General features: G+C 69.2%; 10 protein-coding genes. 1 reads left to right on the forward strand and 9 read right to left on the reverse strand.

Features of this window, described 5'->3' with window-relative positions:
- Window positions 1–52: 52 nt before the first annotated feature.
- Together recG and ACGTNG_RS07650 are read right to left on the reverse strand one after the other, a co-directional pair.
- Window positions 53–2,134 carry an ATP-dependent DNA helicase RecG gene (gene recG / locus ACGTNG_RS07645; RefSeq protein ID WP_394576418.1) on the reverse strand — a complete coding sequence of 694 codons (2,082 nt, stop codon included), beginning with the start codon at window positions 2,132–2,134 and terminating at the stop codon, window positions 53–55.
- A complete protein-coding gene (locus ACGTNG_RS07650) occupies window positions 2,131–3,051 on the reverse strand; it encodes a hydrogen peroxide-inducible genes activator (RefSeq protein WP_394576419.1) in 921 nt (306 codons plus the stop codon). The genes recG and ACGTNG_RS07650 overlap by 4 nt, the downstream gene beginning before the upstream one ends.
- A gap of 114 nt (window positions 3,052–3,165) precedes the next feature.
- On the opposite strand from ACGTNG_RS07650, the gene ACGTNG_RS07655 reads away from it, so the two are divergent.
- The gene (locus ACGTNG_RS07655; protein WP_394576420.1) at window positions 3,166–4,038 is read left to right on the forward strand and encodes an SDR family oxidoreductase; all 873 of its coding nucleotides are present in this window, start codon (window positions 3,166–3,168) and stop codon (window positions 4,036–4,038) included.
- A 30-nt stretch (window positions 4,039–4,068) separates the two neighbouring features.
- Here the strand turns inward: ACGTNG_RS07655 and thpR are convergent, their stop codons facing one another.
- The 7 genes from thpR to ACGTNG_RS07690 all read right to left on the reverse strand — a co-directional run bounded on the left by thpR (window position 4,069) and on the right by ACGTNG_RS07690 (window position 11,094).
- Complete coding sequence (gene thpR / locus ACGTNG_RS07660) at window positions 4,069–4,584, reverse strand: RNA 2',3'-cyclic phosphodiesterase (protein WP_394576421.1); 516 nt, start codon at window positions 4,582–4,584, stop codon at window positions 4,069–4,071.
- A gap of 24 nt (window positions 4,585–4,608) precedes the next feature.
- Window positions 4,609–4,998 (reverse strand): deaminase RidA, encoded by a 390-nt coding sequence (gene ridA, locus ACGTNG_RS07665; protein ID WP_138178848.1) that lies wholly within the window; start codon window positions 4,996–4,998, stop codon window positions 4,609–4,611.
- Between the two features lie 93 nt (window positions 4,999–5,091).
- Window positions 5,092–7,236 (reverse strand): RelA/SpoT family protein, encoded by a 2,145-nt coding sequence (locus ACGTNG_RS07670; protein ID WP_394576422.1) that lies wholly within the window; start codon window positions 7,234–7,236, stop codon window positions 5,092–5,094.
- Window positions 7,237–7,308: 72 nt separating this feature from the next.
- Entirely contained in the window at window positions 7,309–7,572 is a 264-nt protein-coding gene (rpoZ, locus tag ACGTNG_RS07675) for a DNA-directed RNA polymerase subunit omega (protein WP_108446244.1), read from the reverse strand.
- Between the two features lie 168 nt (window positions 7,573–7,740).
- Window positions 7,741–8,355, reverse strand: coding sequence for a guanylate kinase (gmk, locus tag ACGTNG_RS07680; protein ID WP_394576423.1), 615 nt, complete (start codon window positions 8,353–8,355; stop codon window positions 7,741–7,743).
- Between the two features lie 168 nt (window positions 8,356–8,523).
- Entirely contained in the window at window positions 8,524–9,525 is a 1,002-nt protein-coding gene (gene glsB / locus ACGTNG_RS07685) for a glutaminase B (RefSeq protein WP_394576424.1), read from the reverse strand.
- Between the two features lie 102 nt (window positions 9,526–9,627).
- Window positions 9,628–11,094, reverse strand: a complete 1,467-nt coding sequence (locus ACGTNG_RS07690) for an alanine/glycine:cation symporter family protein (RefSeq protein WP_394576425.1) — start codon at window positions 11,092–11,094, stop codon at window positions 9,628–9,630.
- Window positions 11,095–11,395 lie beyond the last annotated feature (301 nt).

Here is an 11,395-nt window from a genome sequence, read left to right on the forward strand (position 1 = left end):
GCCGAGCGCTGAGCTACAAGCAACCCCCTTTCGCTTGCCCCGTTGGCCGCCGTCATACCTGCCCGTAGCGACCCGCCTGCTCACCGAGCCAGCGGCGGATCAGCGGTCGGCTGGCCTCGGGGTGGCTCGCCAGCAGGGCCTCGGCCAGGGGCGCGACGCGCTCCAGGAGGTCGGCGTCGCGCTCCAGGTCGGCGATCTTCATCTGCGCGAGCCCCGTCTGGCGGGTGCCCAGCACCTCGCCGGGCCCGCGGATCTCCAGGTCCTTCTCGGCGATGCGAAAGCCATCGGTGGTCTCGCGCATCACCGCCAGCCGCTCCCGGGAGTGGGCGGAGAGGGGCGGGTGGTAGAGCAGCACGCAGAAGCTCTCCACGGCCCCGCGCCCGACCCGGCCGCGCAGCTGGTGCAGCTGCGAGAGGCCCAGTCGTTCGGGGTTCTCGATGATCATCAGGCTGGCGTTGGGCACGTCGACCCCTACCTCGATCACCGTGGTGGCGACCAGCAGGTCCAGCTCCCCGGCCTTGAAGGCCGCCATGATCTCGGCCTTGTCGGCGGGCTTCATGCGGCCGTGGACCAGGCCGATGGCGAGCTCCGGCAGCGTCTCGATGAGCTCGTCGCGGGTCGCCTCGGCGGCCTGGCACTGCAGCGCCTCGGACTCCTCGATCAGCGTGCAGACCCAGTAGGCCTGGCGCCCCTCGGCGCAGGCGTGGCGGATGCGCGCCATCACCTCGGGGCGGCGCTCGTCGGGCATCACCACCGTCTTCACCGGGGTGCGTCCGGGCGGCAGCTCGTCGATCACCGAGACGTCGAGGTCGGCATAGGCGCTCATCGCCAGGGTGCGCGGGATCGGCGTGGCGGTCATCACCAGCTGGTGGGGCGTGAGGCCGCCGGCCTCGCCCTTCTCGCGCAGCGCCAGGCGCTGATGGACGCCGAAGCGGTGCTGCTCGTCGATGATGGCGAGCCCCAGGCGCTGGAAGTGCACGTCGCCCTGGAAGAGCGCGTGGGTGCCCACCACCATGCGTGCCCGGCCATCCTGGATCGCCGCCTTGGTGTCCAGGCGCGCCTTGCCCTTGAGCTTGCCCGAGAGCCAGGCCACCTCGATGCCCAGCGGCTCGAACCAGGCGCTGAAGGTGCGGTAGTGCTGTTCGGCGAGGATCTCGGTGGGGGCCATCATCGCCGCCTGGCAATCGGCGGCGATGGCCGAGAGCGCCGCCATGGCGGCGACCACCGTCTTGCCCGAGCCGACGTCGCCCTGCACCAGCCGCAGCATCGGCACCCGGCGCGCCAGGTCGGCGGCGAGTTCGTCGAGCACCCGGCGCTGGGCGCCGGTCAGCGAGAAGGGCAGCTGGGTCAGGAAGCGGGCCTGCAGGCTGCGTCCGCCATGCAGCGCCGGCGCGCCATCCTCCTGGATGCGCTGGCGCACCTCCTGCAGGCTGAGCCGGTGCGCCAGCAGCTCCGCCAGGGCCAGGCGGCGCCGGGCGGGATGATGGCCACCCGCCAGCTGTTCCGGGTCGGCCTCCGGCGGCGGCCGGTGCAGGGTGTCCAGGCAGTGGTGCAGCGCGGGCAGGTCGAAGCGCCGGCGAAGCGGCTCGGGAATGCCGTCCGGCAGCGCGTCGGGGTCGGCGTCCAGGCGCGCCAGGGCCTGGTCGATCAGCGCCCGCAGGCGGGTCTGGTGAAGCCCCTCGGTGGCCGGGTAGATGGGCGTCAGGTGGTCTTCGACCGGGGCGTCGCCGCCGCCCAGCAGGCGATACTCCGGGTGGTAGAGCTCGAGCCCGGTGGCGCCGGCGCGGGCCTCGCCGAAGGCGCGTACCCGGGCCCCGGCCTGGAACTGCTGCTGCTGGGCGGGAGAGAAGTGGAAGAAGCGCAGGCTGAGGATGCCGGAGCCGTCGCGCAGGCGCACCAGCAGGCTGCGCCGCCGCCCGTGCACCACCTCGCCGGCGACCACCTCGCCCTCCACCACGGCCTCATGGCCGGCGCTCAGGGTGGCGATGGGCGTGATGCGGGTGCGGTCCTGGTAGCGCAGCGGCAGATGGAACAGCAGGTCGGCGACGCGCTCGATGCCCAGCCGGGCGAGCTTCCCGGCCAGGGCCTCGCCGACGCCCTTGAGGTCCGTGACGGGGGCATCGAGCTCGCTCATGCCGGGTCGAGCTCGGCCTGCCGGCAGTGCGCGATGGCCTCGGTGACGGCATCGATGGCCCGGGGTCGCGGGAAGCTGGCACGCCAGGCGATGGCCACGGTGCGCGCGGGCGCCGGGGCGGTGAAGGGGCGGCTGATCAGCATGCCGCTCTCGTAGTGGCTGGTGCCGATGGCCGAGCGCGGCAGCACGGTGATGCCGAGCTTCGAGGCCACCATGTGGCGGATGGTCTCCAGCGATCCTCCCTCGGCGGTGAGGGTGTTGGAGGGGCTGTTGAGCTGGTGGCTGATGGCCGGGCAGGCCTCGAGGATCTGATCGCGGAAGCAGTGTCCCTCGCCGAGCAGCAGCAGGCGCTCCTCCAGCAGGTCCTCCTTGTCGATGCTCTCGCGCTCGGCCCACCGGTGATCGGCCGGCAGCAGCACCTCGAAGGTCTCCTCGTAGAGCGGCTTGGTGACCACGTCGGTCTCGGTGAAGGGCAGCGCGATGATGATCGCATCGAGCTCGCCGCTCCTGAGCTTGCGACGCAGGTTGCCGGTGAAGCCCTCCTCGATGTAGAGCGGCATCTGGGGGGCCTGCCGGGTGAGCTCGGGGATCAGGTATGGGAAGAGGTAGGGGCCGATGGTGTAGATGGCGCCGATGCGCAGCGGGCTCGCCAGCTGGTCGCGGCCGGCCGTGGCCAGCTCCTTGATCACGCTGCTCTGTTCGAGAACGCGCTGGGCCTGTTCAACGATCCGCTCCCCCATCGGGGTGACCTGCACGGTGGATTTCGAGCGCTCGAAGAGCGCCACGCCGAGCTCCTCCTCGAGCTTCTTGACGGCCACCGACAGGGTCGGCTGGGAGACGAAGCAGCGCTCCGCGGCGCGTCCAAAGTGGCGCTCCTGGGCCAGTGTCACGATATAGCGGAGTTCTGTTAGAGTCATGTGGTGCCGGCAGGCATCCTCTTCTAAAGCGGGTGACGGTCGAAGGCGATCATGCCCGATAGGATGGGACACAATAATGCCAATAGGGACTTTTTATCAGGGGGTGAGGGAAAGGTGAAGACGACGACACTGATTCTCGGTTGCGGCGACATCGGCATGGCGCTGGGGCACGAGCTGCTCGAGGCGGGTCACCGCGTGATCGGGGCACGCCGCCATCCCCAGGCACTCGACGGCAGCGGCCTGGAGGCCGTGGCGGTCGACCTCGCCGATCCGGCCACCCTGCCCGGGCTGCCCGACGCCGACACCCTGGTCTACGTGGTCAGCGCCGATCGCTTCGACGAGGAGGCCTATCGCGCCGCCTATCCCGACGGCCTGAAGGCCGTGCTCCAGGAGTTCGCCGGCCGCGACCGGCCGCCGCAGCGGGTCTTCTTCGTCTCCTCGACCAGCGTCTATGCCCAGCGCGACGGCGAGGCGGTCGACGAGGAGAGCCCCGCCGAACCGTTCGGCTTCTCGGGCACCCTGATGTGCGAGGCCGAGCAGGCCTTGCTCGACCACGACCTGCCCGGCACGGTGGTGCGCTTCTCGGGGATCTACGGTCCCGGTCGCGATCGCCTGATCCGCCAGGTCGGCGAGGGGCGTATCGCCCCGGCGAGCCCCGTGATGTACTCCAACCGTATCCACCGCGACGACTGCGCCGGGGTGCTGGCCCACCTGATCGGCCTGTCGCTCGCCGGCGAGGCGCTTGCGCCGCTCTACCTCGGCAGCGACTGTGAACCCGCGCCGCTCAACGAGGTGATGGCGTGGCTCGCGAAACAGCTCAAGGTCGAGGCCACCGAAACCATCCAGTCTCCCCTGCGCCGCCGCGCCAGCAAGCGCTGCGACAACGCGCGCCTGCTCGAGAGTGGCTATCGCTTCCGCTATCCGAGCTATCGCGAGGGCTATGCCCAGGTGCTGAAGGCCGGGGGCTTCCTGTCCGAAAAGGCGTGAGGGGCCGACGGCCCGATCAGGACGGCCTGTTCAGGTGAGTGGCGAGCGTGCGAGGGTCTGGTAGCGGGCGCGGTATTGATCGGTGAAGGAGCGCACCAGCGCCACCTGCCGGTAGGGCCAGACCAGGTCCGGCGGCGTCAGCCCCGCGGTCTCCAGCCGTCGGGCCCGGCGCAGCAGCGTCACGTGGGGGATGAAGCGTGACGGTCGGCCCGTGATGCCCTGCCGTTCGAGGTCGTGCCACAGCGAGGCCTGGAGGCTCACCAGTGCCCGATCGGGCGTCTGGCTGCCCACCCAGACGATGCCCGGGCGGCGAAAGGCCCCCCAGGCGTCCGGGCGCCACTCGCCTTCGGGGACGTCCCGTCCCGCCACCCAGGTCGAGAGTGCCTCGGCCTGCGCTTCCGGGATCTCGCCGAGGAAGGCCAGGGTCAGGTGCAGGCTCTCATCGGGCACGCGGCGCCCGCCGCAGTGGGCGTGGGCCCACTCGGCGAGCTCGCCGAGCCGCCGGCGCAGGGCCGGCGGCGGCATCAGGGCCAGGAAGAGGCGCATGCCGAAGGGGGCCGTCGGCGGGGATCAGTCGCCGATGACCAGCACGGCTTCCGCCTCGACCTGGGCGCCCTTCGGCAGCGCCTTCACGCCCACCGCGGCCCGCGCCGGGAAGGGCGCCTTGAAGTACTCCTCCATCACCTGATTGACCACGGCGAACTGGCCCAGGTCGACCAGGTAGAGGTTGACCTTGACCACGTCCTGCAGGGTGCCGGCGGCCTCCTCGCAGACGGCCTTGAGGTTGGCGAAGACCTGGCGCGCCTGGGCCTCGAAGTCGTCGGAGACGATCTCCATGCTGGTCGGGTCCAGGGGGATCTGACCGGAGATGTAGACGGTGTTGCCGGCCTTGATGGCCTGGGAGTAGGGGCCGATGGCGGCGGGTGCCTGGTCGGTGTTGATCACGGCCTTGTTGCTCATGGTGGTGCTCCTCGTGACGTTATTGGTGTTCTGCATGTCGAGAAAAGCAACGCCCCACCCGCCGCCGTCGGCGGCGGGTGGGGCGTTGCAGGATCAGTTGCCGAGTCGGGTGATGCGTCCCACGTGAGACAGGTTGCGCAGGCGCTTGATGATGCGCGCCAGATGCACACGGTTGCGCACCGAGAGGATGAGGTTGACGATCGACAGCCGCGCGTCGCGCTCCTCAATATCGATGCGCTCGATGTTGGCGCCGGCGTCGGTGATCAGGCCGGCGAGCTCCGCGACCAGGCCGCGGCGGCTCTCCATCTCCAGGCGCAGGGCCGCGGGGAAGTCCTCGTCGATGTCGGCGGACCACTCCAGGGCGAACAGCTTGTCGGGATCGTCGCGCAGGTCGCCCAGGTTGCGGCACTCGGCGCGGTGCACGACGATCCCCTTGCCCACCGAGAGATGACCGAGCACCGGATCGCCGGGCAGCGGTCGGCAGCAGCGCGCGAACTTGATCACCATGCCCTCCGCCCCGCTGATCAGGATCGGCTGATGGGGGGCCGGCGGCTGTCCCGGGGGCCTGCCCGACTCGTCGGGCTCGCCCTGCAGCAGGCCGACCAGCCGGCGCGCCACCACGTGGGCGACGCGGGTGCCGAGCCCTATAGACTCGAGCAGCGGTGCCTCGCTCTTCAGCGAATGCTCCTCGAGCAGGCGCTCGAGCACCCCCTCGGGCAGCTCCTCCAGGCTGGTCTCGAACTGGGCCAGGGCCTTGTTGAGCAGGCGCCGACCGAGCTGGACCGCCTCGGTCTGCTGCTGGTGCTTGAGGGCGTGGCGGATCGCCGAGCGTGCCTTGGCGGTGATCACGAAGTTGAGCCAGGCCAGGTTGGGCCGCGCCCCGGGGGCGGTGATGATCTCCAGGGTCTGGCCGCTCTCGAGCCGGGTGGAGAGCGGGGCCAGGTGGCGGTCGATGCGACAGGCGATGCAGCTGTTGCCGATGTCGGTGTGCACGCTGTAGGCGAAGTCGATCACCGTGGCGCCCTGGGGCAGCTCCATGATGTCGCCCTTGGGCGTGAACACGTAGATATCGTCGGGGAAGAGGTCGTTCTTGACGTGCTCGATGAACTCCAGCGAGTCCCCGGCGTGGCGCTGCATCTCGAGCAGGCCCTTGACCCAGGCCCGGGCCCGGGCATGGCTGCCCTGGGCGATGGGGTGATCGGTCTGGCCGGCCTTGTAGAGCCAGTGCGCGGCGACGCCGTTGTTGGCCAGGGCCTCCATCTCGCGGGTGCGGATTTGCACCTCGATGGGCATGCCGCCGCGGCCGAACAGCGTGGTGTGCAGGCTCTGGTAGCCGTTGGCCTTGGGGATCGCGATGTAGTCCTTGAAGCGCCCCGGCACCGGCTTGTAGAGGTTGTGCACCACGCCGAGGATGCGATAGCAGCTGTCGACGTCCTCGGTGATGATGCGAAACCCGAACACGTCCATGATCTCGGCGAAGGACTTCCGCTGGTCGCGCATCTTGCGATAGATCGACAGCAGGTGCTTCTGTCGGCCGATCACCGTGCCCGTCAGGCCCTCGTCGTCGAGGCTCTGCTGCAGGCTGGTCTGCAGCTGGCGGATCGTCGAACGGCGATGGCCCCGGGCGCTGGAGACCGCGCGCTTGATGCGCTCGGCGCGCATCGGGTAGAGGGCCTGGAAGGAGAGGTCCTCGAGCTCGACGCGGATGGTGTTGATGCCCAGCCGGCTGGCGATGCGGGCGTAGATCTCCAGGGTCTCGCGGGCGATGCGGCGCTTCTTCTCCGGACGCAGGGCGCCCAGGGTGCGCATGTTGTGCAGCCGGTCGGCGAGCTTGACGATGATCACCCGGATGTCGCGAGACATCGCCAGCACCATCTTCTGGAAGTTCTCGGCCTGGGCGACCGCCTTGTCCTCGAAGGTGATCTGGGTCAGCTTGGAGACGCCGTCGACCAGTTCGGCCACCGGCTCGCCGAACTGCCGGGCCAGGGCCTTCTTGGCGACGCCGGTGTCCTCGATCACGTCGTGCAGCATGGCGGCCATCAGGCTCTGATGATCCATGTGCATGTTGGCGAGGATGTTGGCGACCGCCAGGGGGTGGGTCACATAGGGTTCGCCGGACCGACGCCGCTGGCCGTCGTGGGCCTGTTCGGCATAGTAGAAGGCACGCCTGACCTGCTGGATCTCGTCCTTGGGAAGATAGCCGCCGAGTCGATCGGCCAGGTCATCGATGGTGAACATGCGGCGCGCCCTGAATGCTGCGTGTTGGCTCTGCGGACAGAGGGAAAGCGCTCCTGCGCCGAGAGGGCAGGATCACTCCTCGGGGTGGCTGCCCGGCTCGAACTCGGGGCGCACGCGCACCGGCGCCGCCTCGACGGGCTCGTCGAGCACGCTGGCGTCGACCTTGCCGGCGGCGATCTCGCGCAGCGCCATCACGGTGGGCTTGTCGTTTTCCCAGGGCAGCAGGGCGTCGCGGGAGCCGCGGGCCAGCTGGCGGGCACGGTGAGTGGAGATCATCACCAGCTTGAAGCGGTTTTCGACGTTTTCGAGACAGTCTTCGACGGTGACACGTGCCATGGATGCCTTCCTGAAATGTAAGAGTAAGGTACCGACGGGCAATACCCGGGCGGCGCAGAAACGCCCCGGGACATCCACCGACAGGTAGACCGGATAGATTACTCGACGCCCGGTTGCCCTGACAAGCGCCTCGGCCGGGGCCTGGATGCCTCGCGGCGCAGCGGGGGCTCAGTCCAGCAGGGCCGCCAGCAGCGGGGCATGGTGCTCGCTGACCCGTTCGCGGGTCAGGCGTCGCGCGATCACCAGCGACTGCAGCTCGCGCAGGGCGGTGGTGAAGTCGTCGTTGATCACCAGGTAGTCGTACTCGTCGTGGTGGGACATCTCGTCCACCGCGTCGCGCATGCGCCGGGCGATCACCGCGTGCTCGTCGGTGCCGCGGCCGGCGAGGCGACGCTCCAGCTCCTCGCGGGAGGGGGGCAGGATGAACACCGAGACGGCGTCGGGCAGCTGCGCTCGCACCTGGCGGGCCCCCTGCCAGTCGATCTCCAGGATCACGTCCTGGCCGGCGGTGAGCATCGCCTGCACGGCGCTGCGCGAGGTGCCGTAGTAGTTGTCGAACACCCGGGCGTACTCGAAGAAGTCGCCCTGCTCGACCATCGCCTCGAAGGTCGGCACGTCCACGAAGTGGTAGTTGACGGCGTCGACCTCGCCCTCGCGGCGCTCGCGGGTGGTGTGCGAGACCGAGACCTGGATGCCGTCGAGGCTTTCGATCAGTTCGCGCACCAGGCTGGTCTTGCCGGCGCCGGAGGGAGCGGAAACGATGAAGAGCGTACCTTGGGCCATGAGCGAGGTCCCTGACGTTGACAGCGGAAGAGCGAGCGGCTCGGAAAGGCGCGAAGTATCGCATAGATTGGCCCTCGCTCTACAGCATCCCGGTTCGCGCCTCCGGCCTCAGGGGGCAAGGGGCCCCGATCCTGAGGGCGTGAGTCAGGCCGGGCGTCACCCGGTGGATCACCGGGAGGCCCGGCTCGACGGGGGGCGAGGCCACCAGGGCGCTACCCCGGATGCAGGCGCCGTGGTGAGGAGGGCCCCGGCCCCGTGGCCCATATCGTCGGCGAGGAGCTCGAGGACGTACTGAGCGGCCACCGAATTGCCGCACTCATCCAGCGCCGGTGACCAGGCACAGACCGAGAAGCAGCCCGGGACGATGGCGATGATCCCGCCGCCGACCCCACTCTTGGCCGGTAGGCCGGCCCGGTAGGCGAAGTCGCCCGCCGCGTCGTACATGCCGCAGGTGAACAGCAGCGAGTTGATCCGCCGCGACAGGTCGGGCGCGATGAACTGCTCGCCCAGGGGGCGGGCGTAGCCCCCGGCGGCCAGGAAATTGAAGGCCCGCGCGAGATCGACGCAGCTCATGGACAAGGCACAGCAGGAGAAGTAGGCCTGCAGGACGGCGTCCACGTCGTTGTCCAGGTGGCCGAAGGCCTTCATCAGGTAGGCCATGGCGGCGTTGCGGTCTCGATGCCGCCACTCGGAGGCCTGCACCCGTTCGTCGATGTGGATCGTCGGGTTGGCGGACAGCCGGCGGGCGACGTCGCGGAGGTGCTTCGACGGTGTGGCGAAGGCGCTGACCAGACGATCGGTCACGGCGATGGCGCCGGCGTTGATGAAGGGGTTACGGGGCTTGCCGCCCTCCACCTCCAGCTGGGTCAGCGAATTGAAGGGCATGCCCGAGGGGTTGCGGCCCACCCGCGTCCACAGGGTGTCGCCGTGCACGCGCAAGGCCAGGGTCAGCAGCAGCGCCTTGGCGATGCTCTGAATCGAGAACGATTCCTGGGCCTCGCCGGCACAGTAGACGTCTCCGTTATTGGTGCAGAGGGCGATGCCGAACTGGTCGGCTCGCCGCTGCGCCAGCGCCGGAATATAGTCGGCGACGCGGCCGTTGCCCAGTCGGGTTCTGGCGCGACGCTCCAGGCTTTCCACCCATTCCTGCATCTCCTGCATCGTGTCCATGAGCACTCTCTGGCTGGTTGTCGCGAAGGGCGCGAGGACGCGACGGCCCGGCGGCGGCAGGTGCCGCGGCCGGGCCGATGACGTCCGGGCGCCGAAGCCCGTTCAGGGAGTGGTCGGCGATGCCGTCTGGGGGCGGCGCACGCGCTCGCGATCCTCGGGTTCGATCTCCCAGGCCGCCGGGTCGACGTTGAGGTCGCTGAACTTGTCGGCCTCGAAGATCGGTTGCTCGACGCCGGCGCGGATCTGGTCGTCGAAGTCGCGCAGGATGCGCCGCCCCGGCTTGAAGAGCAGGATCAGCGCGATCAGGTTGGCCAGGGCCAGCAGGCCCATGGTGGTGTCGGCGAAGGCGAAGACGGTGCCCAGGTCGGTCATCGCCCCCCAGATGCACAGGCCGATGATGGCGAGGCGGAAGGCGTTGAACAGGGTGCGATTGCCGCGACTGAAGAAGTCGAGGCTGTTCTCGCCCAGGTAGTAGTTGTAGAGGATGGTGCTGAAACCGAACAGCAGCAGCGCAATGCTGACGAAGCTGCGCCCCCACTCCCCGATATGATCGGCCAGGGAGGCCTGGGTCAGGGCGATGCCATCGATGCCGGCGCCGAGGGCCGGATCGTAGGCGCCGCCGAGCAGGATGATGAAGGCGGTGGCGGAGCAGATGATCAGGGTGTCGATGAACACCGAGAAGGCCTGCACGACGCCCTGGTTGACCGGGTGCGGCACGTAGGCGACGGCGGCGACGTTGGGCGCGCTGCCGAGGCCGGCCTCGTTGGAGAACAGGCCGCGCTTGACGCCCATCAGGATCGCCGCGCCGATGCCGCCGCCGATGGCCGGCTCGAGGCCGAAGGCGCTCTTCACGATCAGCGCGATCACGTCCGGAATCTGGGTGACGTTCAGGCCCAGCACCACCAGCGCGATCAGCAGGTAGCCCCCCGCCATCACCGGAACCAGCACCTCGGTGACCCGGGCGATGCGCTTGACGCCACCGAAGACGATCAGTCCTACCAGCAGCGCCAGGCCGAGGCCGGTGATATGCGCCGGGATGCCGAAGGCATCATCGAAGGAGGTGGCCACGGCGTAGGACTGCAGGGCGGTGAAGGCGAAGCCGAAGGTGGCCAGCAGCAGCACCGAGTAGAGGCCGGCCAGCCAGGTCCAGCGGCGCCCGAGCCCCCGGGCGATGTAGCGCGCCGGGCCGCCGCGGTAGGTGCCGTCGGGCTCGGCGGTCTTGTAGGCCTGGGCCAGGGTGCACTCGAGGAAGCTGGTGGCCATGCCCATCAGGCCGACCACCCACATCCAGAACACCGCGCCCGGGCCGCCCAGGGTGATGGCCACGGCGACGCCGGCGATGTTGCCGCCGCCGACCCGCCCGGCCACCGACAGCAGCAACGCCTGGAAGGAGCTCAGGTGGCCGTGCTGGTCCTTCTTGAAGGCCTGGCTGGCGCCGAGGATGCGGAACATGCGGCCGAAGTAGCGGAACTGCACGCAGCGCGAGGCCACTGTGAAGCCGACCCCGACGGCGATCAGCAGGGCGATCAGCACCTTGCCCCACAGCAGGTCGTTGATCAACGCGAGCATGCGGCACCTCCCACGCTGGCGATCGTCATGGCGGGGGAGACGGTCGCGGCCGGGACGGCCGCCTTCATGATGGTTGGCATCGTTGAACCTCTTGTTCTTGGTGTGTCGCGGCCCTCGTCATGGAGCCACGCCATCAATTGCAAGGGGCGTGCCAGGTGGTGATGTTCTCTTTATGTATTTGTTTTTTATGAGTTTCCCCGGAGTCCTTGGCCCGGGTGACGAGGGCCAAGGGGTATAACTTCGAGGTGCTTCGGGGGGTTGTCGATCTGTAAGCAACTGAAATAAAAGGCTATACGGCGCT

Origin of the sequence: Halomonas sp. B23F22_3 (assembly GCF_043496965.1) — a bacterium.
Classification (GTDB): Bacteria; Pseudomonadota; Gammaproteobacteria; order Pseudomonadales; family Halomonadaceae; genus Halomonas.

What these genes read in the sequence shown, in the direction of transcription:
- recG (WP_394576418.1), bottom strand. Translation starts at nt 2,134, where the DNA reads ATGAGCGAGCTCGATGCCCCCGTCACGGACCTCAAGGGCGTCGGCGAG.
- ACGTNG_RS07650 (WP_394576419.1), bottom strand. Translation starts at nt 3,051, where the DNA reads ATGACTCTAACAGAACTCCGCTATATCGTGACACTGGCCCAGGAGCGC.
- thpR (WP_394576421.1), bottom strand. Translation starts at nt 4,584, where the DNA reads ATGCGCCTCTTCCTGGCCCTGATGCCGCCGCCGGCCCTGCGCCGGCGG.
- ridA (WP_138178848.1), bottom strand. Translation starts at nt 4,998, where the DNA reads ATGAGCAACAAGGCCGTGATCAACACCGACCAGGCACCCGCCGCCATC.
- ACGTNG_RS07670 (WP_394576422.1), bottom strand. Translation starts at nt 7,236, where the DNA reads ATGTTCACCATCGATGACCTGGCCGATCGACTCGGCGGCTATCTTCCC.
- rpoZ (WP_108446244.1), bottom strand. Translation starts at nt 7,572, where the DNA reads ATGGCACGTGTCACCGTCGAAGACTGTCTCGAAAACGTCGAAAACCGC.
- gmk (WP_394576423.1), bottom strand. Translation starts at nt 8,355, where the DNA reads ATGGCCCAAGGTACGCTCTTCATCGTTTCCGCTCCCTCCGGCGCCGGC.
- glsB (WP_394576424.1), bottom strand. Translation starts at nt 9,525, where the DNA reads ATGGACACGATGCAGGAGATGCAGGAATGGGTGGAAAGCCTGGAGCGT.
- ACGTNG_RS07690 (WP_394576425.1), bottom strand. Translation starts at nt 11,094, where the DNA reads ATGCTCGCGTTGATCAACGACCTGCTGTGGGGCAAGGTGCTGATCGCC.